At 56.5% G+C, this 23212-nt stretch carries 23 protein-coding genes; 7 read left to right on the plus strand and 16 right to left on the minus strand.

The features are described from left to right. Nucleotides 1-7: 7 nt before the first annotated feature. Entirely contained in the window at nucleotides 8-667 is a 660-nt protein-coding gene (locus tag F8561_RS07180; RefSeq protein ID WP_014168392.1) for a MurR/RpiR family transcriptional regulator, read from the minus strand. A 179-nt stretch (nucleotides 668-846) separates the two neighbouring features. Here F8561_RS07180 and F8561_RS07185 point away from each other — a divergent pair, with 179 nt between their 5' ends. The 5 genes from F8561_RS07185 to nrdG all read left to right on the plus strand — a co-directional run bounded on the left by F8561_RS07185 (nucleotide 847) and on the right by nrdG (nucleotide 8535). Then, nucleotides 847-2244, plus strand: coding sequence for a PTS fructose transporter subunit IIC (locus tag F8561_RS07185; RefSeq protein ID WP_072126507.1), 1398 nt, complete (start codon nucleotides 847-849; stop codon nucleotides 2242-2244). Nucleotides 2245-2254: 10 nt separating this feature from the next. Continuing rightward, nucleotides 2255-4852, plus strand: coding sequence for a glycoside hydrolase family 38 C-terminal domain-containing protein (locus F8561_RS07190; protein ID WP_151887293.1), 2598 nt, complete (start codon nucleotides 2255-2257; stop codon nucleotides 4850-4852). A 1-nt stretch (nucleotide 4853) separates the two neighbouring features. Then, on the plus strand, nucleotides 4854-5426 hold the full coding sequence (locus F8561_RS07195; RefSeq protein ID WP_151887294.1) for a PTS sugar transporter subunit IIA: 573 nt from the start codon (nucleotides 4854-4856) through the stop codon (nucleotides 5424-5426). 367 nt (nucleotides 5427-5793) lie between these two features. After that, nucleotides 5794-7932, plus strand: coding sequence for an anaerobic ribonucleoside-triphosphate reductase (nrdD, locus tag F8561_RS07200; RefSeq protein WP_032679516.1), 2139 nt, complete (start codon nucleotides 5794-5796; stop codon nucleotides 7930-7932). A gap of 138 nt (nucleotides 7933-8070) precedes the next feature. Then, nucleotides 8071-8535 carry an anaerobic ribonucleoside-triphosphate reductase-activating protein gene (gene nrdG / locus F8561_RS07205; RefSeq protein WP_059306428.1) on the plus strand — a complete coding sequence of 155 codons (465 nt, stop codon included), beginning with the start codon at nucleotides 8071-8073 and terminating at the stop codon, nucleotides 8533-8535. A 3-nt stretch (nucleotides 8536-8538) separates the two neighbouring features. Here the strand turns inward: nrdG and F8561_RS07210 are convergent, their stop codons facing one another. From F8561_RS07210 to pmbA, 14 genes are all read right to left on the minus strand, one after another. Continuing rightward, nucleotides 8539-8823 (minus strand): type II toxin-antitoxin system RelE family toxin, encoded by a 285-nt coding sequence (locus F8561_RS07210; RefSeq protein ID WP_079231471.1) that lies wholly within the window; start codon nucleotides 8821-8823, stop codon nucleotides 8539-8541. Further along, nucleotides 8813-9055 (minus strand): type II toxin-antitoxin system RelB/DinJ family antitoxin, encoded by a 243-nt coding sequence (locus tag F8561_RS07215; RefSeq protein WP_079231472.1) that lies wholly within the window; start codon nucleotides 9053-9055, stop codon nucleotides 8813-8815. The genes F8561_RS07210 and F8561_RS07215 overlap by 11 nt, the downstream gene beginning before the upstream one ends. A gap of 77 nt (nucleotides 9056-9132) precedes the next feature. Continuing rightward, nucleotides 9133-11043 (minus strand): BglG family transcription antiterminator, encoded by a 1911-nt coding sequence (locus tag F8561_RS07220; RefSeq protein WP_014168384.1) that lies wholly within the window; start codon nucleotides 11041-11043, stop codon nucleotides 9133-9135. Nucleotides 11044-11062: 19 nt separating this feature from the next. Continuing rightward, nucleotides 11063-12199: a lactonase family protein gene (locus F8561_RS07225; RefSeq protein ID WP_151887295.1), complete on the minus strand. Its 1137-nt coding sequence runs from the start codon at nucleotides 12197-12199 to the stop codon at nucleotides 11063-11065. 119 nt (nucleotides 12200-12318) lie between these two features. Next, the gene (dagF, locus tag F8561_RS07230; protein WP_014168382.1) at nucleotides 12319-13059 is read right to left on the minus strand and encodes a 2-dehydro-3-deoxy-phosphogluconate aldolase; all 741 of its coding nucleotides are present in this window, start codon (nucleotides 13057-13059) and stop codon (nucleotides 12319-12321) included. After that, entirely contained in the window at nucleotides 13056-14174 is a 1119-nt protein-coding gene (locus F8561_RS07235; RefSeq protein ID WP_104440427.1) for a DgaE family pyridoxal phosphate-dependent ammonia lyase, read from the minus strand. The genes dagF and F8561_RS07235 overlap by 4 nt, the downstream gene beginning before the upstream one ends. Next, nucleotides 14158-15291 carry an amidohydrolase/deacetylase family metallohydrolase gene (locus F8561_RS07240; RefSeq protein WP_151887296.1) on the minus strand — a complete coding sequence of 378 codons (1134 nt, stop codon included), beginning with the start codon at nucleotides 15289-15291 and terminating at the stop codon, nucleotides 14158-14160. The genes F8561_RS07235 and F8561_RS07240 overlap by 17 nt, the downstream gene beginning before the upstream one ends. A gap of 42 nt (nucleotides 15292-15333) precedes the next feature. Next, nucleotides 15334-15975, minus strand: coding sequence for a DUF4310 family protein (locus tag F8561_RS07245; RefSeq protein ID WP_014882285.1), 642 nt, complete (start codon nucleotides 15973-15975; stop codon nucleotides 15334-15336). 13 nt (nucleotides 15976-15988) lie between these two features. Then, nucleotides 15989-16765 (minus strand): DUF4311 domain-containing protein, encoded by a 777-nt coding sequence (locus F8561_RS07250; RefSeq protein WP_014168378.1) that lies wholly within the window; start codon nucleotides 16763-16765, stop codon nucleotides 15989-15991. Between the two features lie 22 nt (nucleotides 16766-16787). Next, nucleotides 16788-17087 carry a DUF4312 family protein gene (locus tag F8561_RS07255; RefSeq protein ID WP_006810338.1) on the minus strand — a complete coding sequence of 100 codons (300 nt, stop codon included), beginning with the start codon at nucleotides 17085-17087 and terminating at the stop codon, nucleotides 16788-16790. Nucleotides 17088-17089: 2 nt separating this feature from the next. Continuing rightward, nucleotides 17090-17452 carry an SFCGS family glycine-rich protein gene (locus F8561_RS07260; RefSeq protein WP_003830384.1) on the minus strand — a complete coding sequence of 121 codons (363 nt, stop codon included), beginning with the start codon at nucleotides 17450-17452 and terminating at the stop codon, nucleotides 17090-17092. A gap of 10 nt (nucleotides 17453-17462) precedes the next feature. Beyond that, the gene (locus F8561_RS07265) at nucleotides 17463-17801 is read right to left on the minus strand and encodes a glycine dehydrogenase (RefSeq protein WP_014168376.1); all 339 of its coding nucleotides are present in this window, start codon (nucleotides 17799-17801) and stop codon (nucleotides 17463-17465) included. A 318-nt stretch (nucleotides 17802-18119) separates the two neighbouring features. Next, nucleotides 18120-18506, minus strand: coding sequence for a cytochrome b562 (gene cybC / locus F8561_RS07270; RefSeq protein ID WP_014168375.1), 387 nt, complete (start codon nucleotides 18504-18506; stop codon nucleotides 18120-18122). A 41-nt stretch (nucleotides 18507-18547) separates the two neighbouring features. Beyond that, complete coding sequence (gene pmbA / locus F8561_RS07275; protein ID WP_032679509.1) at nucleotides 18548-19900, minus strand: metalloprotease PmbA; 1353 nt, start codon at nucleotides 19898-19900, stop codon at nucleotides 18548-18550. Between the two features lie 94 nt (nucleotides 19901-19994). Here pmbA and yjgA point away from each other — a divergent pair, with 94 nt between their 5' ends. Continuing rightward, complete coding sequence (gene yjgA, locus F8561_RS07280) at nucleotides 19995-20546, plus strand: ribosome biogenesis factor YjgA (RefSeq protein WP_014168373.1); 552 nt, start codon at nucleotides 19995-19997, stop codon at nucleotides 20544-20546. A gap of 92 nt (nucleotides 20547-20638) precedes the next feature. Here yjgA and mpl read toward each other — a convergent pair whose 3' ends face one another. Beyond that, nucleotides 20639-22015, minus strand: coding sequence for a UDP-N-acetylmuramate:L-alanyl-gamma-D-glutamyl-meso-diaminopimelate ligase (mpl, locus tag F8561_RS07285; protein ID WP_025205787.1), 1377 nt, complete (start codon nucleotides 22013-22015; stop codon nucleotides 20639-20641). Between the two features lie 197 nt (nucleotides 22016-22212). On the opposite strand from mpl, the gene fbp reads away from it, so the two are divergent. Next, nucleotides 22213-23211 (plus strand): class 1 fructose-bisphosphatase, encoded by a 999-nt coding sequence (fbp, locus tag F8561_RS07290; RefSeq protein ID WP_020882906.1) that lies wholly within the window; start codon nucleotides 22213-22215, stop codon nucleotides 23209-23211. Nucleotide 23212 lies beyond the last annotated feature (1 nt).

Consider the following 23212-nt stretch of genomic DNA (forward strand, 5'->3'; position numbering starts at 1 on the left):
GGCCTGCCTACTCCGTATCGTGCTGCAGAAGCCTGCAGCCGATACGATCGACGGCGCTTAACAGGTCCAGCTGCCCCTCTCGCTGGTATAACGAGACGGCATTCATATCAATCGACAATGGCCAGCACAGCGTAGAAAGCCCGGCCAGCGTCGAACCCTGACGAGTAATCGCAATAATCTTTAGCCCCTTACGCAGCGCGTTACGCGCCATTTCTATCAGCGACTGCGTCTCCCCGGATTTACTGATCAACACCAGCGTGCCCTTCGATACCCGGGTCAACTGGTGCATATCATTCAGAATCAGGTGCGGCAGGCTCGCCAGTGACAAAAAACGCGACAGGTAGTTGAGGCTGGTGAGAGACGCCCCGCGTGCATATAAATAGATATGGCTGGAATGGGTCAGTAACCGGGACACGTCCACCACGATATCGTCTGCCTGCGGCCCCATCGCAGGCTCGGCAGGGACAGACGTAAAATGGTCGCGTAAAAACCGATAGCGAAGCTCGGTATAACTTTTATAGCCCATTTTCTTACAGACACGATTCACCGAGGTGGTTGTCGTAAAAGTATCACGCGCAATCTCTTTTGCCGATATATCAGAAATATTGCGTGCGTGGTGCTGAATGTATTCAAATATCAACCGTTCACTTCCCTGAAATGAATTCATTTATTACGTCCTGTTAAAACCTAACAGGATATTAGCAGAATAGCGAAATAGTCTCTGGAAGGCGCTTCACATATTGCCACATAGCGTATGACGATACGTAATTAGTATTAGCAAACCTTAAACACTGTTTTAAGTTCTCTTTATACTTTCGCTATTTTCACACCCAGGGAATTATTACAATGATGAATCAAAAAATTATCGCTGTAACGGCTTGTCCTACAGGGATCGCGCACACGTTTATGGCGGCAAGTAAAATTATTGCATGGGCAAAAGAGCATAATATTGAGGTCAAGGTCGAAACGCAGGGCAGCGACGGCGTAAAAAACAGATTAACGAAACAGGATATTGCCTCCGCCACGGCCATTATTCTTGCAACCGACGTTCCCATTCAGGACGCAGAACGTTTTGAACACGTTCCTCACCTTCAGACCCGCACGCAGGAGCTGATTAAAAATACCGACCGCTACCTGCGTCAGGCGCTGGCCATGCAGAAAAACGTCACCGCTGTGACGTATGAAGACGCCATTCAGCGTTCGGCTTACCAGATTTTTATCGGCCATATCATGGCGGCCATCAGCTATATGTTACCGGTCGTGGTGATGGGCGGCCTGATGATGGCGACGGCCAAAATTACCGGGCAGTTTATTAACATTGAGCATTCGCCGTTCAGCGTGCTGGATAAAATGGGCTTTATGACCATCAAGTTCATGTACCCGGTCTTTGCGATGTATCTGGCCTTTTCCATTGCCGGTAAACCGGCGCTGATCCCCGGACTGATCGGCGGCATCATGTCAGATGAGGTCTACAAACGCTTCTTTGATATTGAAGGCTTTATGCCCTCCGGCTTTTTCGGCGCAATTGGCATTGGCTTTTTTGTCGGCTATCTGGTGCGCTGGCTGAATGATGCCATTCACGTCCGACAGCAGCTTACTACCCTTAAAACCATGTTGGTCGTTCCGCTGATCACCGGTATTACGCTGGTGATGGTAATGGAATATCTGATCAACCCGATTTTTGGTTCGCTTAACCAGCTGATGGTGGTCTTTTTTACCTCGGCGGGTGATACCGGACGCGGCTTCTATTCGGCCATGATCGCCGCGGGTACCGCGTTCGATCTCGGCGGCCCGGTCAACAAGGCGGCAGGATCGGTCGCGCTTGGCCTGAACGGCATGAGCGAGACATTTGATTTAACCGCCCGCGAGCTCTCCATCGTGATTCCTTCTATTGGGGTAGGCCTCGCCGCGTTCCTCAATGGGCGTTTTGGCCTGCCGGATGTGTTCAGCCGTGAAGAGAAAACCGTTGGCAGCACTTCGTTATTGCTGGGCTTTATCGGTATTTCAGAAGGCGCTATCCCGTTCATCCTGAAAAACCCACGTCTGATCCCCGTGTTCATGACAGGAGCCGTCGCGGGTGCGCTGGTGGCGATTACCCTCGGCGTGAAGCAGACGTTGCCCCTGCCGGCTATCTGGGGCTGGCCGCTGGCGACCAATGTGGTCGGGTACCTGGCAAGCGTCTTTATTGGCGCACTGATTTGCGCCCTGGGCGTGCTTTATCTCAGCCCAAAGAACGCCAGATAAGGAGAGCGCAATGAGCCAGATCCACGTCATAGCCCATACCCATTGGGATCAGGAGTGGTATTTCACCCGCCAGGACAGCATGGTGCTGGCGTCATACAACTTTGCGGAGGTCATCGAGACGCTGGAGCAGGACCCGGCCTGGCAGTGCTATCACCTTGACGGGCAGATGGCGGTGGTGGATGACTTTCTCGCCATCAATCCCGATTACCGGCCCCGGCTGGAAAAACTGGTCAGGGAGAAAAGCGTGTTTGTCGGGCCGTGGTTCACCCAGACGGATACCTACAACGTTCACGGCGAATCGATTATCCGCAACCTCAAGTACGGCATTTTCGCCGCTCGGGCGCTGGGGCATGCCATGCAGGTCGGTTATCTGCCGGATACCTTTGGGCATAACGCGCAGATGCCCACGATTTTGCAGGGCTGCAATATCGATAACATCGTTTTCTGGCGCGGTATCGACCACGACACTCAGGCCAAAAACAGTCAGTTTCTCTGGCGCGCGCCGTCAGGTGCAACCATCATCGCCTGTGCAATGGCGCTGGGGTATGGTGCGGCCAAGAACATGCGCGCGGAGGCCAGCCATCTGCACGGCAAGATCTACCCGATGGTGGATCTGCTGCGTTCACGGTCGCAGATTGACGACCTGCTACTGCCCTGCGGCGGCGATCAGGTCAGCATCGACCCGGCGCTGCCGCATATCCTGCAGGTTGCCAGCGCGCACTCTCCCACGCAGGACCGTTACGTCCTCAGCTCGCTGGAGCAGTACGTCGCTCTGCTGCGCACAAAACGGGAACAACTGGCGTTATGGGAAGGTGAGCTGAAATCGCCGCGCTACACCCGCATTCACAAAACGATCGGGTCTGTGCGTTACGATATCAAAAAGAAAAATGCCGACATCGAGCAGTTCATCCTGCGACAGCTGGAACCCACTATCGCCATGGCGCGTCATCAGGGCATTCCGGTCGCGCTCCCGATTGTGGACACCCTCTGGAAGAAGCTTCTGCGAAGCCATGCCCACGACTCCATGGGCGGCTGCAACAGCGATGCCACTAACCGCGATATTCTTCATCGGCTCGAGCAGACAGAGCAGCTTTGTCACAGCCTGTGGAATCTGGTGGTGAAGTCACTGGCCGCCGCATGCTGTCAGGAGGGTGACCTGCTCATTTTCAACCCGCTGGCCACCCCGACCCGCTGCGTGATCCACACCACCCTGTACAGTCGGGCCGACAATATCACCCTGACGTATCAGGGCCAGCCGCTGCCCTTCGACGTTCTGGAACGCGAGACGTTACCCGGAGGAACGGCTATCTCCCTCACCTGTGAGGGCGAACGCGAAACGCACCTTCCGCCTTATTTCCGCTGGCATGTTGTTCTGCAGACGCCTCTCCTGCCGCCGGTGGGCTATATCACCGTCAACGTAAAAGACACACCGGCTCCGTTTGCCAGGACCTGCGCCGCGAAAGGAGAGGCGATAGAGAATACGGTTTATCGACTGACGCTGGAGGCCGGTACGCTGGTGCTTGAAGACAAGCGCAACGCCAGGCGCATCACGTCGTTATTCAGTCTTGAAGACTGCGCGGATGCCGGAGACAGCTATGATTTCTCGCCGCTCGCGGGCGATGAACCGACGCGCTGCGCGCATTTCACGCTGATCGACTGCAGCAAAACCCCTCTTTGCCAAACGATGGTGCTTGAGGCGGTCATGTCGCTGCCGCCGGATCTCGCTGGACGCCGGGAAAATACCCGCACCCCGTTATCAATGCGCATAGTGTGCGAATTACGTCACGACGATCCGAACCTGCATGTTGATAGCTCGCTGGTAAACAGCCACTGCGATCACCGGCTGCGTTTACTGATCAACAGCGATATTTGCACCCGTCACTCCCTCGCCTCGCAGCCGTTCTCGATAATCGAGCGCGAAACGGGGTACGACGATACTCACTGGCAGGAGCGCTATCGCGAGAAGCCCGTGGATATTGAAACCAGCGAGGGCATCATCGCTATCGCGCAAGCGGGCAAAGCGCTGGTCGTGAATAGCCGCGGCATGAAAGAGTTTCAGGTTATTGGAAGCAATCCGGCAGTCATTGCCCTGACCTTATTCAAATCAACCGGCGTACTGGGGCGCAGCGATCTTGACTGGCGACCCGGCCGGGCGTCTGGCATTAACAATACGGTGGTCGACACGCCCGATGCGCAGCTGCTCAAACCGCTGCACTTTTCCTTCACCGTGGCGCTGGCCGATAACGCAGACCATCTGACGCTGCGCCAGCTGGAGAATCAAGCGACGGGTCACCCCTTCACCTATCAACGGCAAACGCTGCATACCCTCGATAACCGGCTTGAGCGTTTTTCGCTGCGCCTGCCCGAACGCACGCTGCCGGCAGAATTTTCGTTATTCGCCTTACCGGAACCGCTCGTTCTTTCTGCCCTGCCTCATGCGCAACGATCGCCTGGCACGATCGCCCGCGTGTTCAACGCCGGGACGCAGCCTGTCCCTGTTCCGGCTGGCCTGGCAGAGCGTCCCCAGCTCAATTATCTGGAAGAACACGTGCCATCGGTGACGACGATCCCCCCTTCTGCGACCTGTGATTTTTTGATTGAGGCTTAACATGAACTTGCTTGAACTCACGCACCCCGAACTGGTGTTTATTAACCCACCCTGCCGCACGCCTGAAGCGCTGATCCGCTGGCTCTCCGAACCGCTTGTCGGTCGAAACGTCATCACGGATAAAGACGCCTTTATCCAGAGCGTCTTACACCGCGAAAGTGAAGGTCCCACCGCGCTGGGCGAAGCGCTGGCCGTTCCGCACGGTAAATCAGACGCGGTGCAGCAGGCGGCGTTTTGCCTGGCGCTTTTTGATGAGCCGGTTATCTGGCCGGGGCTGGGAGGCGATGAAGCGGTCAGGATGGTTTTTCTGCTCGCCATTCCGCACGCCGAGGCCGGCAGTACGCATATGCAGCTGCTGACGACGCTGACCAGTTCGCTGGCGGAAGAGCGCGTGCGTAACGCGCTTCTGGCGGCGCGCACCGGCGAAGAAGCGCTGTCCGCGTTGCGCAGAGAAACGCCACAAAACGCGGACGCCGAACCCGGGCGCTCACTTGTTATCCCGCTGATACTGGGGAGTATTGCGGCGGCAGCCTTTCTCCAGGCCGGACTGAACTGGGCATGCGGTGTGAGTTAACCGACTGGCGCTCGGCACATGCTGCTGAGCGCTTGTTTTTGTTGAATAATTAATCAGAATTTTCCCTCTCGTCTTTACAAACGCTGGAGTGCCCGTCGTTTGTACTCTCGTCTTTTTACTTTGTTCTGAATCAAATAAATCGCAAACATGTTTGATGCAAATCACTATATGTAGCACTTAAAATGCACGCCGACCCAACATATTGTATTTATCGTCTACTATTCCAACAACAAGACGGCGACTCAGCTCTCCGGAATTGTGGATAACACGCGTTGGGAACGAGGGAAGTCTCTGGCCAGGCTGACAATACGCCCGGTGAACACTTCTCCACCTCTGTGGATAACCTGTTTTTAAAAATGGAGTGATCATGACACCGCATGTGATGAAACGTGATGGCTGTAAAGTGCCGTTTAAATCAGAGCGCATCCAGGAAGCCATTCTGCGTGCAGCTAAAGCAGCGGGTGTCGATGACGCAGATTACTGCGCCACCGTCGCAGAAGTCGTTAGCAGCCAGATGAACGAACGCAGCCAGGTCGATATCAATGAGATCCAGACCGCGGTTGAAAACCAGCTGATGGCGGGCCCCTACAAGCAGTTAGCCCGCGCCTATATCGAATACCGCCACGATCGGGACGTTCAGCGTGAGAAACGCGGTCGTCTTAATCAGGAGATTCGTGGCCTGGTGGAGCAGACCAACTCCGCCCTGCTGAATGAAAATGCCAACAAAGACAGCAAAGTGATCCCCACCCAGCGCGACCTGCTGGCCGGCATTGTTGCCAAACACTATGCCCGTCAGCACCTGCTGCCGCGCGACGTGGTCTCGGCGCATGAGCGCGGTGAGATCCACTACCACGATCTCGATTACTCGCCCTTCTTCCCGATGTTCAACTGCATGCTCATCGACCTGAAAGGCATGCTGACCCACGGTTTTAAAATGGGGAATGCCGAGATTGAGCCGCCAAAATCGATCTCCACGGCCACTGCGGTCACGGCGCAGATTATCGCTCAGGTCGCCAGCCATATTTACGGCGGCACCACCATTAACCGCATTGATGAAGTACTGGCACCGTTCGTCACGGCAAGCTTCAATAAACACCGTCAAACCGCTGAAGAGTGGCAAATCCCGGACGCCGATGGCTACGCGCACTCCCGTACCGAAAAAGAGTGCTACGACGCGTTCCAGTCGCTGGAATACGAGGTGAACACCCTGCATACCGCCAACGGTCAGACGCCGTTTGTGACCTTCGGTTTTGGTCTGGGTACCAGCTGGGAATCACGCCTGATTCAGCAATCTATCCTGCGCAACCGTATCTCCGGGCTTGGTAAAAACCGTAAGACAGCGGTGTTCCCGAAACTGGTGTTCGCTATCCGCGACGGCCTGAACCACAAGTTTGGTGATCCTAACTACGACATCAAACAGCTGGCGCTGGAGTGTGCGAGCAAGCGCATGTACCCGGACATTCTGAACTACGACCAGGTGGTCAAAGTGACCGGCTCGTTTAAAACGCCGATGGGCTGCCGCAGCTTCCTCGGCGTGTATGAAGACGAAAACGGCGAACAGGTTCACGACGGCCGTAATAACCTCGGTGTGATCAGCCTCAACCTGCCGCGTATCGCCCTCGAAGCCAAAGGCGACGAAGCGGCCTTCTGGGCGCTGCTGGACGAACGTCTGCAGCTCGCACGTAAGGCCCTCATGACCCGTATCGCGCGTCTGGAAGGGGTGAAAGCCCGCGTTGCGCCCATCCTGTATATGGAAGGGGCCTGCGGCGTACGCCTGAAGGCGGACGATGACGTGTCGGAGATCTTCAAAAATGGTCGCGCGTCGATTTCTCTGGGCTACATCGGTATTCACGAAACGATCAACGCGCTGTTCGGCAACCAGCACATGTATGACAGCGACGCCCTGCGTGAAAAAGGTGTCGCCATTGTTCAGCGCCTGCGCGATGCGGTTGACCAGTGGAAAGACGAAACCGGCTACGGCTTCAGCCTGTACAGCACCCCGAGTGAAAACCTGTGTGACCGTTTCTGCCGCCTGGATACCGCTGAATTTGGCATTGTCGAAGGGGTAACCGACAAAGGGTACTACACCAACAGCTTCCACCTCGACGTGGAGAAGAAGGTGAACCCTTACGACAAGATCGACTTTGAAGCCGCGTATCCGCCCGTCGCGAACGGTGGCTTCATCTGCTACGGCGAGTATCCGAACATTCAGCACAACCTGAAGGCGCTGGAAGATGTCTGGGATTACAGCTATCAGCACGTACCGTATTACGGGACCAACACCCCGATTGACGAGTGCTACGAGTGTGGCTTTACCGGTGAGTTTGAGTGCACCAGCAAAGGCTTCACCTGCCCGAAATGCGGTAACCACGATGCGGCTCGCGTCTCGGTGACCCGCCGCGTGTGTGGCTATCTCGGGAGTCCCGATGCGCGTCCGTTTAACGCCGGTAAGCAGGAAGAGGTTAAGCGACGCGTGAAACATTTGGGGAATGGGCAGATCGGTTAAGGCGTCGGGGGTTTCCCCTCACCTTACCCCTCTCCCTCCGGGAGAGGGAACCGAACGCGCACCTACGTTTCCCCCCTCTCCCGGTGGGAGAGGGCTGGGGTGAGGGCACCCGCGCACACACACTCTGGACATCTTCTTATGCGATATCATCAATACTACCCCGTCGACATCGTCAATGGTCCCGGCACCCGCTGCACTCTGTTTGTCTCAGGCTGCGTCCATGAATGCCCCGGCTGTTACAACAAAAGCACCTGGCGCCTGAATTCAGGCCTGCCGTTCACCGCAGAGATGGAAGAGCGGATCATCCACGATCTCAACGACACGCGCATTCATCGCCAGGGGATTTCACTCTCCGGTGGCGACCCGCTTCACCCGCAAAACGTGCCGGACATTCTGAAGCTGATAAAACGCATTCGCCGCGAATGTGCAGGAAAGGATATCTGGGTCTGGACGGGTTATAAGCTTGAAGAACTGAATGCTGAGCAGAGGGAAGTGGTGGATTTGATTAACGTGCTGGTTGACGGCAAGTTTGTGCAGGATTTAAAAGACCCTGCGCTGATCTGGCGCGGCAGCAGCAACCAGGTTGTGCATCATTTGCGGTGATCGCTAAAGCCGTTTGTTTACGTCATGAGAAACGGCTGATTTCTCTCTCTTACCGATAGTAATAACACATACCGTCACAACGTTGTCCTGAACCTGATAGACCAAACGATAACCCTGGGATCTGAGTTTTATCTTGTAGCAATCAGGCAGGCCATGCAGGCGAGCCGATTCAACCCAGGGGTTCACCAACACGTTCGCAAGCTTCTTCTTAAACTGATTTTTTACGGTATCACCCAGCCTGGTCCACTCCTTGAACGCCCTCGGATCAAATACGAGTTCATAACTCATCCAGCCTAACCTTAATTCCTTTTTGCGGATCAGCCAGCCGCTCCCGGACTGTCTGTATGAGTTCATCTTCACTGTCGCTAACAGTGACCGTTTTCACCGGCATACGCCCCGTCTCCGCAACGTACTGAAACAGTAACCGAACGGCTTCCGTTGGCGTGATATTGAGTTTTTCAAGCACGGCATAAGCCTCGTTTTTGAGTTTGTCATCCAGACGGACGTTCAGCGTGGCCATTATGCCTCCAGTGAAATCGATTGTGTAATGCATTTTAGCATTACATTTGCATTACATCGAATTCTGGATAACGTCTCTCAAAACCGGCTCACACTCTCCATCGCCACCGCTTTAAACCCGGCGAAATCATTGCAACTGCACAGCCGTGACATGGCGCGCTCACGCAGGAAAGTCACGAAAATATCGTAAATCGCCATCGCCTCTTCGTACTCACGCTTGCTGATGGCGAGCAGGAAAATCACGTGGGCGGTTTCATCCCCCCAGGCAATACCCTGCGGTGCCAGCACGGTGTAAACCACCGTTTTTTGTGCCAGTAGCCCGAGGGAGTGCGGCAGCGCAATGCCGTCGCCCAGCATGGTGCTGACGATGGCCTCTCGCTCAACGACCGAATCCAGAAACTCCGCGCCAACAAACCCCTCTTCTTCGAGCTGCTCGCACAGCTCCCGGAACAGCGTTTGCTGGTCAATCGGCCTGTCAATAATGCGGAAATGGGCGGCGTCGAAGTATTTATCCAGCATCCACGGGCGGGTTCGGTCCACCAGCACCAGCTTACCTATCTGCTCAAGCTGGTAGTCCGTCGGGAACGGGGCGATCATTACCACCGGTTTAGATTTTTCGCTCACCCGGGCAGTCGAGATAACAAAGTCTTCGCCGATCGGTTCCGCCAGCTCATACTCGCGCAGCGTGAGCGTGCGGGTCACCTCAATTTGCGGATATTTGCGCTGCAGCACCGCTTCAATCATCCGGACCATCGCATTCCCGGCATCGCAAACTAACAGCACGCGCGGCTGGCGCTGGTAGCCGATGTTGTAGTGGCGCTCCAGCCCGACGCCGATATGCAGCACCAGGAAACCGATCTCGTTTTCGCTGATCACATACGGCGTGTATTTCCCCCAGCTCGACACTGCCGCGAGGGTCATATCCCACGCCATCGGGTAGTGCTGCTTGATGTTATCCAAAAGCGGATTCGGGATCATGATTTGATAGCGCACGCGGGTGATCATGGTTTTGATGTGGGTGAGCAGATCCGCATGCAGTTGCTCGTCGCTGAGCAGGTTGTAGTTATAGTGGGTATTGATGTAGCGCAGGATGTAATTGACCAGCGCTTCGTCGTCATCGGCATTGATGGCACTGGGGGCAATCTCCTGGATCTGACGTGCCGCGATGTGAACGCAGAGCCAGCTCTCTTCTGAAGGCGAAAGCGCTTTATCCGCCAGCTGTTGAATGGTCACAGCGATGTCTTTCGCCGCCTCACGGACATTCTCGGCCACATCTTCTGCGTGAAATTCCGGCAGCGGATAGCCCTCGCTGATGCGACGCACCGACACCGCACAGTACAGGCGCAGGAACAGCTCGCCCTCGTCAGTCAGACGAATGTGATGCCGCGTCAGCGCATCGTGCAGCACGGGAACCATCTGCTCCGCCACCCCCGCATTGAGCGCAACGTCGGTCACCAGCGGGTTCAGGCTATCCTGCTGTGCCAGCTCCCAGAGCAGATCGGTGAGACAGGCGCGGGTCGCCATCTCGCTGCCAAACAGCTTCATGCCGTGCCGCGGTCGGGTTTCCAGCGTCAGGTTGTAGCGGTGGAACCACTCGCGCACTTCCACCATGTCACTTTGCAGCGTCGCACGGCTGACAAACCACTCATCCGCCAGATCCTCCAGCTTGAGCGAAAACGCGGAGGTAAGAAAACGGACCACCAGATAGTGCACGCGCTCCGGCCCGGTGCGGGGAATGCGCAGCGCGCGCGGGTGGGAGGACTGAAGCTGCTGATAGCGTTCTGCATCGTCAATTTTGAGCTGATAGCCATTGCCGCGGCTGAGAATAAACTGCGCGCCGTGGCTCGCCAGCAGCGCGTTCAGGGCAGTGATATCAGCGCGGACGGTTCGCGTGGAGACCGACAGCCGCTGCGCCAGTTCGTCCTGCGGCAGCGTCTCGTTTTGCAACAGATCGAAAAGTTGCGCTAAACGTTGGTTCGGAAATCGCACGGGGTTGTCCTCTTACGGCTTAGGGTGAAATGACCATCTGGGATGGGCTGCCGACCGGGGTATAGCCCGGCTCGGCGCTGAGTTTGCCGTCCTGCGCCACACGAAAACGGGTAATGTTGTCGCTGCGCTGATTCATGACGTACAGCCAGCGCCCCTGTTTGTCGAGCGTCAGGGTGCGCGGGTAATCACCACGCGTCCACACATCATCCTGATGCGTCAGCGTACCATCCGCTGTTACGGTAAAGTGCCCGATGCTGTTATGCAAACGGTTAGCCACATACAGCTGTTTGCCATCGGCACTGAGCGCCAGCCCGGCGGCAAAGCTGGTGCCTTTATAGCCGTGTGGCAGGGCGGAGAGGGTTTTCCTCTCCTGCAGCCTGCCCCGGGCATCCAGCGTATAGTGCGTGAGCGTGGATGCCTCTTCGTTAATCAGCCATAACGCATCGCCTTTCGGCGTAAAGACGAAATGACGCGGACCGGCCCCTTTCGAGGAGGCACTGATAAACGGCGGATCGTTCGGGGTCAGCTTGCCTGTTTGATCGTCAAAACGGTACTGGTAGATACGATCCAGACCCAGATCGGTAGAAAAAACGTATTTCCCGCGCGGATCGGCGGCGATCATGTGCGCATGGGGGCCATTGTGATCGCTAATGGCAAAACTGCCTTCCACCGCCGCCGCCGGTTTCGCCGCGCCCGGCTCTCCCCGATCCTGATGCGTGTCCGTCGCCTCCCCCAGACTGCCGTCTGCATTAACGGGCAGAACAGCAATCGAGCCGCTGACGTAGTTCGCCACCAGCAGGTGGTGACCCTTTGGCGTCAGGGAGAGATAGACCGGCCCCGCCCCGCCGGACGCCACCTGATTAAGCTCGCTCAGTTCACCGTTATCGCTCACGCGCAGCGCCTGCACCACGCCCTGCTCCACTTCGCTCGCCAGATAGAGCGTCTTACCATCCTGCGAGACGGTGAGCTGCGCGGCGTTTGGCAGCGTGCTGACCAGCGTTTTATTCGACAGCGCGCCAGTGTGAGGATCGACCGTAAAGCGGTACAGCCCCTCGCCGTTGGGGTTGTACGTCCCGACCCAGGCGTAATGGGTCTGGGCGATGGCAGTGGTAGCGAGTAACGAGAGTGAAGCGACGAGCAGATTGCGGGTGTGCATGGTGGCTCCTTTGGTTTTGTGCGGTTTGTGCCCCTCACCCTAACCCTCTCCCCAAAGGGGAGAGGGGACGATTACACCCTCTCCCCTTTGGGGAGAGGGTTAGGGGTGAGGGGTAAAGACTACTTAGCCAGCTTCTTCGTCATCTCCAGCAGCGTACGCACATCTTCCGGACGCGTGTCGCCGCTGGCTTTGTCGATAATCGAGCTGTAGATATGCGGAATGATTTTACTCACGCCCGCATCAAGGGCGATCTGCAGGATCGCTTCATAGTTCTCCAGATCGATCCCACCGGTCGGCTCCAGCCAGAAATCGTGACGGGCGCAGGCTTCCGCCACTGCCTGGTATTCGTCCCGACACGCCAGACCTCCCATCGGGAAGTATTTGATGGAGCTGCCGCCAAAATCTTTCAGCAGGGCAATCGCGGTTTCAACCGGCACAATGCCGTCCGGCGCCGTGCTGCTCAGCGGACCGGTGGAGATTTTCACCTTGCCAACGGTGCCGGTCGGAGAGACCAGGCCGTTGACCACGGATTCACTCTGCCCCAGCAGCGCACGGCTGGTTGCCACGCCGGTGAACACCTGGTTAACGTGCTGCGGCTGCACCTGACGGGCGATCTCACTGACCATCGCGGACTGGTTCGGATCGCCCGCGCCGAGGCCCACAGAGAGCGCATTATCGATAAGCTGAGCGTAGTCGCGCATATCGGCAACCGCACTGGCGACATCCGGGTAATTTTTGGAGAGCACGCCCACCAGCACGTGGCCTTCCGCCGCCTCGTAAATGGCGCTGGCGTTGGCTTTCGATCCTGCCAGCACGTTCAGGCAGACGCGGTCACGGTAAAAGTTGGGGGTCAGTTTCATGCCTTTTTCTCCTGTCCTAACACTTCACTAATGCGGCGATAAACAATGTTCAGCTGATCGGCATTCACGCTGCGCACGTCCGCTTCGATAATCCCTTCGTTGGCCTTGTAGCCACGGAAGTAAATGGCGTACTCGCCCTGCTTCAGCGCGGTCACCAGGTCGCCGGTGCCAACACCGGTGGTAGCTTCATCAAACTTAATCTCGGTACGGGCGATATCGCGACCGGCACTGTCCCAGACCACGCGTGCCGTCACGCCGTTAAGGGTATTAAGCGCGTCAATAAATGGCGTCATCTTCGCCACCATCTCTTCGCCGCTCTCTTTGGTCGCCGTCAGGTAGTGTTCGATGGCACAGGTGAGGCCGAGGATCCCCTCTTTACCCACTTTCATTGCGCGGCCAATCCCCGCCGTCTGGCGTTTCACCCACTCAACATACTGCGTTTTGCCGATCACCAGCCCGCTGGTTGGCCCTTCAATCGCTTTCGCACCGCTGTAGATAACCAGATCGGCACCGGAGCGGTAGTAAACGTGAAGATCTTCTTCCGCGGCCGCATCCACGATCAGCGGCAGATCGTGCTTACGCGCCACCACCGCCGCCTGCTCTACGCTGAGCATGCTTTTCTGCACGCAGTGGTGAGACTTGATGTAAAGAATGGCCGCGGTACGCGGCGTGATGGCCGCCGCCAGCTGATCGGCGGAGCATTCGTTCGCGTAGCCCGCTTCCACCAGCTTGCCGCCGCCCAGCGCCACCATGGTGCCTACCGGTGCGCCAAAGTTAACGTTATGGCCTTTCGGCAGCACGATTTCGTTGTTCTCAATCGGGGTGACGTGCAGGTTCTCCAGCAGCCAGTCGCTGTCTTTGACCAGCACCGCCGCCACGGACTGGGCGATGCCCGCTGACGCGCAGGAGACCACCGTCGCCCCTTCCACATCCAGCAGCTTCGCGATGTATTCGCCGGTTTTGTTGACCAGATCCTTCATCTCGAAATAGTGATTCATGCCATCCATCGCCGCCTGCACCACGTCCGGGCGCGGCGTGGAGACACCCAGCGCCGTCATACGGCCTGAGGTGTTGATGACTTGCTTTAAGTGATACTTCTCATAAATCGAAGGCATGTTCCGTGCTCCCTTGTTCGGTCATGTAGCCCTTGCCTGCGCGGATGGCGGCAAGCGGCACCAGAATGTGTTCAGCCTGCAGGCTGTCATTTTCAGCATCCACCAGCAGCGTTGGCTGGCGTTTTATCGTGAACAGCGTCAGGTCAGCATCAAGACCTGGCTGAATACGGCCTTTGTGCGTCAGACGCAGCCCGTCGGCGGCGTTCGCGGTGACGCACTCAATCACCTGCGGCAGCGACATGCCGATGGCGAGAAACTTCGACATCACGCTTGCCAGCGACCCTACCGGGCCGTTAATGCGGTTGCGGCAGTAAATATCCGAGCTGATGGTGTGTGGCAAAATGCCCATCGCAATGGCGCGCCTCGCCACCTCAAAGCTAAAGCTCGCCGTACCGTGTCCGACGTCCAGGCGCACACCGCGTTTCAGGGCGGAGGTGATGGACGCCCGCAGTTCACCGGATGGCGTCAGAATGCGGTTCGGCTTGCCGTTGTAGCAGTGGGTGATGATGTCGCCTGAGCTGAGCAGGTCGGCAATTTCATCGAGGTTGGGCGGGTTGTTGCCGATGTGCACCATCAGCGGCAGGTCGCCGTTCTCTGCCTGGATGGCTTTCGCGCGCTCAAGCGGCGTTATGCCGTTTTCGCCGACTACGCTGCTGCTCATGCGCGCTTTCAGGCCAACGATAAAATCCGGGTAGCGCGTAACGGCCTGCTTCACGGCCTTCGCATCAATGTTGGCCATATTGGCCAGTTCGTTCTGGGCAATCAGCCCCACGCGGGAGATGTTCAGTAAGGCATAAACGTCGGTTGAGGCTTTACGGGTGATTTCATAAAAATCGTCCACGTCATCCGCGCCGGTACTGCCGGCATCCACCACTGAGGTCACGCCAGTGGCGATGCCCACGCTGTCCGGTTCGTCGTGATAAATAGGGGAGTTCGGGTAGCAGTGAACGTGGGAGTCAATCCAGCCTGCGCTGACGAACACTTCACCGTTCAACTCAACCGTTTTGCGGGCGGCCGCGGTAATGTCGCCCGCCACCGCGATTTTTCCGTCCTGAATGGCGATATCGGTCAGGGTATCGTCGGTGAGGCGCACACGGCGCAGGAGTAAATCAAACATGAGGATCTCCTGATAAGGCGGGCGCCGGAGCGCCCGCGGGCATTAAAGGGCGACCGGGAACAGCCAGCCCAGAATCATTGCACCGAGAATGGCGCCACCGGTAATCGGCTTCTGCCAGATATAGAACAGCAGCGCACCCACCAGAGAGCCGACACCAATAGGAATGGAGGCGGTCATGGCGCTGAGGATAATCAACGGCCCGAGGAAACGACCGGAGGCGTTACCGGCCCCCATCATCACGTCCGCCCCGTAGGTGGAGTTGCTCTGATTGATGGTGAACTTACGCGCCAGAATGATGACGTAGCCAATTGCCAGGCCAATCACCAGGCCGGTGATCAGCGCAGCAATAAAGTTGGTCACCGGGAACATGATGCCCGCGCCCAGCAGCAGCGCCGGAACCCCGAGGCCCACCCCGGTCTGGATCGCCCCGCCGATATCAAGGATACCGACCAGCGACCCTTCGATAATACGGGCGAACAGGAAGCTCGCACCGAACGCCGCCACCGCGCCGTAAACGCCGGTATCCATCCCCGCTTTCAGCATCGCCACGAAGGCCACTTCGTTGAACGCGCCGATGCCGTAGAGGTAGTACATATGCGTCCCGGCAAAAACACCGGAAGAGAGCAGGCCAACGAAGATCGGGAACGACCAGTCGGCATACCAAAAACCTTTATTCTGTTCCATGTCGAGGCTCCTGTTATTTACCGCTGAGCGCGTTGTGGATCATGTCGAGCCAGTTCGGCACGGTCAGATGGAAGGATTCGATCATCTTCATGTCGAAGCCACGGAAGAAACCGCTCAGCACGAACAGCGCCACGATGGCCGCCATCATCACTTTGGTGACGTGGTTCCATCCGCTCTCTTCAACGCCCTTACCAATCAGGATACCCAGCACCAGACCCGGTACGGCGTTACCCATGATCAGCTGCGCCGCGCCGCCAAAAATGGTGGCCCAGAAGCCCGATTTTTTACCCGCATCGATGGCGGCCAGCCAGAAGATCACCGGCATCACGGTGTTGACCAGCAGGTTTGCTGCAGGTACCAGCACCTTCACGGCGGTCACCTGAAGCGCAGCCGGAACAGAAGAGGCGGTGAGGTTAAGGAAGGTGACGACAATCATGCCGATCACGCCGCAGGCAATCGCCATTTTGCGCGGATCGTGCAGCGTTTCGCCGACGTTACGGTTTTTAATCATCAGTGCTGCAGCACCCCAGTTCGGGATGATGCGGTGGTCAACGTCCTGTGTGAATGCACCTGCAGCCACGGAAGAGGCCCAGGCGTTAAAGAAGAAGCCTAACCCGAAGGAGAAGTGAGAAGCCGGATCCCCTTCACAGGAGTTCAGTTCCCCCAACGTACGAAACGCGCCCATACCCTGAGTGGTAGGCGCATGAAACATGCGTGCAGCCCCGGCCCCCACACCGACGCCAACCAGGCCGCCAATGATGAGCGATTTTATTAATATAATTAAGAACATCAGTCTGCCCTTTTATGAATAATCAGCGTTGCGTGACGAAATCCACCTGGTCGAGATTGATGGCAGTCACGTTGACGGTCACATCCAGCTCCACGCTGTAGGTGCGTCTTTCCCGGCGCAAAAAGAAGAACAGAAAAGCTTCTTTACGCACCGCTTCTTGCGCCTGAACGACCTGCACATCCTGTGGCTCAATACGCAGTAAGATATGCGGTGAGGCTTTCATCACCGCGGCCTGAACGTGGTTGAGCGCATCAGCAAAGGCGCGCGCTTTAGCGTCGCCTTTGCCCTTCACTCTCACCGTGGTTGTGAACTGTTCTTTCATGCTTATGCGCCGTGTTTCTTCTGCCACGCCTGAACCAGACGCTCGCCCAGCTCTTCTTTATCCATAAAGCCAAAGCCCAGCACATTGCAGCCTTCATTGATGGCGGTGACGCCTTCATCCACTGAACGCATGCCGTATTTGGCTTTGTAGCCATATTTGGTTTGTGCGGTGATGGCACCCGCGCCGCCGCTGCCGCAGAAAGAGATGCCGAAGGTGGCATTTTCCGCTTTCATCACGTCACCGAGCTTCATGTCTGCCGCCACACCCGGCACGACAACCGCGCGTCCACCGGCTTTTTCAACGCCTGCCGCCACTTTCTGACCTTTACCCAGGCGATCGCCAATCACGACTGTAATCTGTTCCATGTGTTGCTCCTTAAAGGTTGTCTTTCGCGACTTCGAAGTGAACGGAGAGCAGCCAGGCCTCTTCATCAGGAAGGTTGCCAAACTGCGCGACCACTTCACGGGCAAGCCGCATTGAATCGGGAGAAATTTCGTCGAACAGCTCGGCTTCAACCTCCGGCAGCGGCTCGCCGGTCACGGACCGGTGCGCCATCGCGCGAACGTGGGAGGTGAGCATCTGTTCCTGTACTGCGTTGGGGATGATGTTGTGCCGGGCCAGCAGGGCATACACCTGCGCCAGCATAGTGTTAGCGAGCTGCTCTGTTTGCACCGCCTGATCTCCAACGTCGTTCATTACCGCTCCGTTAATCACTCGTCTTACCCCGTTAATGGCTCTGGAATAAAACTAACGTTGGGGGGGAATTGTTTGTAGCGAGTTGTTTTCCACTTCGAAGTGGAAAGGCGAGCACCGGCAGTGATCTGTGCCACATAAATATGCTGAATATAGATAAATCACTGTATTTACGTGATGAATATCACGCTATCTGACGGCAATTAAGGGGGCGTGGGAGCGAAAAAGATTATGGGCAGACGTGCAAATATGTGAGGTGGATAAGGTTTTCTTATGCCCGGAAAGCAAACATGCGGGGGCGATTAACCACCCCCGCACGGGGAAAGCGCGTACCGAGAATTAACGATACTTTTTGTGATAGGTATTACGCGTGGTCACAAACTGGTCGGCTGCCGCCTGGGCTTCCTTCACTTTGCCTTCGTTGGCAAGCTTCAGTGCACCGTCAATCTGACCGACCAGCACGTCAAAGCCGTGGCGGTAGTCTTTCATCTCAGCGCTGTCTGCCGCTTTGTTTTCCAGCTTTGGCGGCGTGGATTTCTGCGCGTCCAGTGCCGCTTCACGCATTTTGGTCAATGCGCCTTTCATTTCCGCCGCATTGTCCGTTTTCTGCACCACCTTCAGGTTTTCACTGAGGATGCCCATGTCGTCTTCAAGATCGGCAGCAAACGCAGAAGAACCAAGAACCAGCGTTGACGCTGCGACGATCGCTAACAGGTGTTTACGCATTGCTCACTTCCTTTTTTATTATTAAAACGCCTTTACGGGTATTACTGCCCGGCGATTTTCATCTCCGGTAAGAGGACTGAACCACACTGTATATTGCTACGTGTTTCAATATCGTTACCGACAGTAACAATATTGCGCCACATGTCTTTCAGGTTGCCGGCGATGGTAATTTCGCTTACCGGATACTGAATTTCACCGTTCTCAACCCAGAAGCCCGCCGCGCCGCGCGAGTAATCGCCGGTAATGCCGCTTACGCCCTGGCCCATTAACTCTGTGACGACCAGACCGGTGCCCATCTCTTTAAGCATCTGCTCAAAGCTCAGGCCCTGACCCGCGATTCGCCAGTTGTGAATGCCGCCCGCGTGACCGGTGCTTTTCAGCCCCAGCTTGCGCGCGGAGTAGTTGGTCAGCAGCCACTGCGTCAGAATGCCGTCTTTGATGATATCGCGGCGCTCGGTGCGAACACCTTCGCTGTCGAACGGCGTCGAGGCCAGCCCTTTCAGCAGGTGCGGATGCTCTTCAATGGTCAACCATTCCGGCAGGATCTGCTTGCCCAGCGAGTCGAGCAAGAACGTCGATTTACGGTAAACGGAGCCCCCGGCAATTGCCCCCACCAGGTGGCCAAACAGGCCGGTCGCCACTTCATTGGCAAAAATGACCGGGGCTTTCATGGTGGAAAGTTTACGTGGCGACAGACGGGACAGCGTGCGCTGCGCGCATTCTGCGCCAACCCACTCAGGAGACTGCAAATCGCCCAGCGCGCGACCGATGGTGTAGGCGTAATCACGCTCCATATCCCCATTCTCTTCAGCGATAACGCAGCTGGAGAGCGAATGGCGCGTTGAGCAGTAGCCCTGCAGCATCCCGTGGCTGTTACCAAACACTTTGATACCGTAGTGGCTGTTAAAACTTCCGCCTTCGGTATTGGTGATGCGTTTATCGGCCTGCAGGGACGCCTGCTCGGCACGGGCAGCCAGTTCGATCGCTTCGTCCGGCGTCACTTCCGCCGGGTGGAAAAGATCGAGATCCGGGGCATCGAATGCCAGCAGCTCTTTGTCGGCAACGCCGGCGTAAGGATCGGGCGAGGTGTAACGCGCAATATCCAGCGCAGCCTGCACCGTACGGGCAATGGCATCCGGGCTGAGATCGGTCGATGATGCGCTGCCTTTGCGATTCTGGTGATAAACCGTGATCCCCAGGGCGCCATCGCTGTTGAATTCTACATTTTCCACTTCGCCGTAGCGGGTGCTGACGCTGATGCCGGTGGTTTTGCTTACCGCCACTTCGGCGCCATCTGATTTACCTGAAGCGAGCGTCAGCGCGGTGGAGACGGCTTCTTCCAGAATCTTACGCTGCGCTTCAACTTGTGAGGTTACTTTCATCGCAAATGCCATACTGTAAGAGAGAGTTAATTGAAGTCTAACAGAGAACCGTTTTTCAGTGCGCGTCTTAACTGGTAACATTAGCCTCTTTTTTAAGGAGCCTGACATGACTAAGCAGCCCGAAGACTGGCTCGACGACGTTCCCGGTGATGACATCGAAGACGAAGATGATGAGATCATCTGGGTCAGTAAAAGTGAAATTAAACGTGACGCCGAAGAGTTAAAACAGCTTGGCGCGGAAATGGTAGAACTGGGTAAAAACGCGCTGGATAAACTCCCGCTCGACCAGGATCTGCGCGATGCCATTGAACTGGCACAGAAAATCAAGAAAGAAGGCCGTCGCCGTCAGCTTCAGCTTATCGGTAAAATGCTGCGTCAGCGTGACGTTGAACCGATCCGCCAGGCGCTGGACAAACTGAAAAACCGCCACAACCAGCAGGTTGCGCTGTTCCATAAGCTTGAGCAGATCCGCGATCGTCTGATTGAACAAGGTGATGATGCGGTACCGGAAGTACTGAACCTGTGGCCGGATGCCGATCGCCAGCAGCTGCGTTCGTTGATCCGCAATGCCCAGAAAGAGAAAGAAGCGAACAAGCCGCCGAAGTCTGCACGCCTGATTTTCCAGTATCTGCGTGAGCTGTCTGAAAACGAAGAGTAAGCACAGCATCGTTGAGTGCCCTTAACCCCGCCCCTCTCCCTGTGGGCGAGGGAGAAAAAGCCCGGTAAGCGTGAACGCTACCGGGCTTTTTTTTACTCTGCGACCGCCTGCGCTTTCTTCGCCAGACCGTCCAGCAGCTTCTGATGGATCCCGCCAAAACCGCCGTTGCTCATCACCAGAATGTGATCGCCAGGCTGTGCGGCTTTCACCACCATATCCGCCAGCGCATCCACATCCGCACTCCAGTGCGCAGGCTGAATGCAGGCATCGGCCACTTCGGCCACCTGCCACGGAATATGCTGCGGCTGCAGCAGGAAGACTTCATCGGCACGCCCTAAGGATGGCGCAAGATCGTCTTTGCAGATGCCCATTTTCATGGTGTTCGAACGCGGTTCCAGCACGGCCAGAATGCGGGCGGTCCCGCCGACTTTGCCGCGTAAAGCTGCAAGCGTCGCCAGAATGGCGGTCGGGTGATGCGCAAAATCGTCATACACCGTGACGCCGTGGGCTTCACCGCGCAGCTCCAGACGACGACGGGCGTTAATGAACGAGCCTAACGCATCCGCCGCATCCGCAGGCTGAACGCCCACATGACGTGCCGCGGCAATCGCCATCAGGCCGTTGTGCATGTTGTGCTCGCCCACCAGGCCCCACTTCACCTCACCCACTTTCTCACCGTCGAGCAGCACTTCCCACTCGGAGGCATCCGCGTTGAGTTTTTTCGCCTGCCAGTGTCCCTGCTCGCCCACCAGCTCCTGCTCGCTCCAGCATCCCATCGCCAGGGTTTGCTTCAGGTTGATGTCGTTTTCCGGCAGGATGATGCGGCCCTGACCCGGAACGATGCGCACCAGATGGTGGAACTGTTTCTGAATCGCTTTCAGATCGTCAAAAATATCGGCGTGATCGAACTCAAGGTTGTTGAGGATCAGCGTCCGCGGGCAGTAGTGCACGAACTTGGAGCGCTTGTCGAAGAACGCGCAGTCATACTCGTCGGCTTCGATCACGAAGAACGGGCTGTCACCCAGACGCGCAGAAACATCGAAATTACCCGGTACACCCCCGATTACAAAACCTGGCTTATAACCACAGGCTTCGAGGATCCAGGTCGCCATTCCGGCGGTCGTGGTTTTGCCATGCGTTCCGGCTACGGCAACGACCCAACGGTCGCGCAGCACGAAATCATGCAGCCACTGCGGGCCAGACATGAACGGAATGTTGCGTTCCAGAACCGCCTCAACGCACGGATTACCGCGGGTCATGGCGTTGCCAATGATCACCAGATCCGGCTCAGGATCCAGCTGGCTGGCATCGTATCCCTGAATCAGAGAGATGCCCTGTTTCTCCAGAAGCGTGCTCATCGGCGGATACACATTGGCGTCCGAACCTGTCACTTCATGGCCCAGAGAGCGCGCCAGCATTGCCAGTCCGCCCATGAAAGTGCCACAAATCCCCAATATATGAATGCGCATACGTCACTATCCTTCTTCAATGTGGCGCACATTTTACTCACATGTCAGCGACAGCGAAACGCATTTCAGGTAAATCCGTATATTGCTGGCGCGATTCACCTCTGCGCTAATATTTGAATGTTTGTTAAGATTGTTGGGCTTTAGTCGTTTTAGTGAACATACAATCGCTCTACTCACAAAGATGCAGGGAAAGTGTTATGAAAACGTTAGGTGAATTTATTGTCGAAAAGCAGCACGAGTTTTCTCATGCTACGGGTGAACTCACTGCTTTGCTGTCGGCAATAAAGCTGGGCGCTAAGATCATCCACCGTGATATCAACAAGGCCGGTCTGGTCGATATCCTGGGTGCCAGCGGTGCCGAGAACGTTCAGGGCGAGGTTCAACAGAAACTCGATCTGTTCGCAAATGAAAAACTGAAAGCTGCACTGCGCGCGCGCGACATCGTGGCGGGTATCGCCTCCGAAGAAGAAGATGAAATTGTCGTTTTCGAAGGGTGTGAACACGCTAAATACGTTGTGCTGATGGATCCGCTGGACGGTTCCTCTAACATCGACGTTAACGTTTCTGTCGGTACCATTTTCTCCATCTACCGCCGCGTCACGCCTGTTGGCACGCCGGTGACAGAGGAAGATTTCCTGCAGCCGGGCAGTAACCAGGTGGCAGCCGGTTACGTCGTTTATGGCTCCTCCACCATGCTGGTGTACACCACGGGCTGCGGCGTTCACGCCTTTACTTACGATCCCTCGCTGGGCGTTTTCTGCCTGAGCCAGGAACGTATGCGCTTCCCGGAGAAGGGCAACACCTACTCCATCAACGAAGGCAACTACATCCGATTCCCGAACGGCGTGAAGAAATACATCAAGTTCTGCCAGGAAGAAGATAAAGCCACTCAGCGCCCGTACACGTCCCGCTATATCGGCTCGCTGGTTGCTGACTTCCACCGCAACCTGCTGAAAGGCGGTATCTACCTCTACCCAAGCACGGCAAGCCACCCTGACGGCAAGCTGCGTCTGCTGTATGAATGCAACCCAATGGCGTTCCTGGCCGAACAGGCTGGCGGCAAGGCGAGCGACGGTAAAGAGCGTATTCTGGACATCGTGCCGGAAAGCCTGCACCAGCGTCGTTCGTTCTTTGTCGGCAACACCCATATGGTTGATGACGTTGAACGTTTTATCCGTGAGTATCCGGACGCATAAC

The organism is Enterobacter sp. 198 (assembly GCF_009025585.1).
GTDB classification, from domain to species: domain Bacteria; phylum Pseudomonadota; class Gammaproteobacteria; order Enterobacterales; family Enterobacteriaceae; genus Enterobacter; species Enterobacter ludwigii.

Excerpts from the sequence above, each read along its gene's own strand:
- mpl (WP_025205787.1), bottom strand. The coding sequence starts at position 22,015 with ATGCGCATTCATATATTGGGGATTTGTGGCACTTTCATGGGCGGACTG.
- F8561_RS07180 (WP_014168392.1), bottom strand. The coding sequence starts at position 667 with ATGAATTCATTTCAGGGAAGTGAACGGTTGATATTTGAATACATTCAG.
- cybC (WP_014168375.1), bottom strand. The coding sequence starts at position 18,506 with ATGCGTAAACACCTGTTAGCGATCGTCGCAGCGTCAACGCTGGTTCTT.
- yjgA (WP_014168373.1), top strand. The coding sequence starts at position 19,995 with ATGACTAAGCAGCCCGAAGACTGGCTCGACGACGTTCCCGGTGATGAC.
- F8561_RS07260 (WP_003830384.1), bottom strand. The coding sequence starts at position 17,452 with ATGGAACAGATTACAGTCGTGATTGGCGATCGCCTGGGTAAAGGTCAG.
- nrdG (WP_059306428.1), top strand. The coding sequence starts at position 8,071 with ATGCGATATCATCAATACTACCCCGTCGACATCGTCAATGGTCCCGGC.
- F8561_RS07185 (WP_072126507.1), top strand. The coding sequence starts at position 847 with ATGATGAATCAAAAAATTATCGCTGTAACGGCTTGTCCTACAGGGATC.
- pmbA (WP_032679509.1), bottom strand. The coding sequence starts at position 19,900 with ATGGCATTTGCGATGAAAGTAACCTCACAAGTTGAAGCGCAGCGTAAG.
- F8561_RS07250 (WP_014168378.1), bottom strand. The coding sequence starts at position 16,765 with ATGTTCTTAATTATATTAATAAAATCGCTCATCATTGGCGGCCTGGTT.
- F8561_RS07215 (WP_079231472.1), bottom strand. The coding sequence starts at position 9,055 with ATGGCCACGCTGAACGTCCGTCTGGATGACAAACTCAAAAACGAGGCT.
- F8561_RS07240 (WP_151887296.1), bottom strand. The coding sequence starts at position 15,291 with ATGTTTGATTTACTCCTGCGCCGTGTGCGCCTCACCGACGATACCCTG.
- F8561_RS07245 (WP_014882285.1), bottom strand. The coding sequence starts at position 15,975 with ATGGAACAGAATAAAGGTTTTTGGTATGCCGACTGGTCGTTCCCGATC.
- F8561_RS07210 (WP_079231471.1), bottom strand. The coding sequence starts at position 8,823 with ATGAGTTATGAACTCGTATTTGATCCGAGGGCGTTCAAGGAGTGGACC.
- F8561_RS07255 (WP_006810338.1), bottom strand. The coding sequence starts at position 17,087 with ATGAAAGAACAGTTCACAACCACGGTGAGAGTGAAGGGCAAAGGCGAC.
- F8561_RS07195 (WP_151887294.1), top strand. The coding sequence starts at position 4,854 with ATGAACTTGCTTGAACTCACGCACCCCGAACTGGTGTTTATTAACCCA.
- dagF (WP_014168382.1), bottom strand. The coding sequence starts at position 13,059 with ATGAAACTGACCCCCAACTTTTACCGTGACCGCGTCTGCCTGAACGTG.
- fbp (WP_020882906.1), top strand. The coding sequence starts at position 22,213 with ATGAAAACGTTAGGTGAATTTATTGTCGAAAAGCAGCACGAGTTTTCT.
- F8561_RS07190 (WP_151887293.1), top strand. The coding sequence starts at position 2,255 with ATGAGCCAGATCCACGTCATAGCCCATACCCATTGGGATCAGGAGTGG.
- nrdD (WP_032679516.1), top strand. The coding sequence starts at position 5,794 with ATGACACCGCATGTGATGAAACGTGATGGCTGTAAAGTGCCGTTTAAA.
- F8561_RS07225 (WP_151887295.1), bottom strand. The coding sequence starts at position 12,199 with ATGCACACCCGCAATCTGCTCGTCGCTTCACTCTCGTTACTCGCTACC.
- F8561_RS07235 (WP_104440427.1), bottom strand. The coding sequence starts at position 14,174 with ATGCCTTCGATTTATGAGAAGTATCACTTAAAGCAAGTCATCAACACC.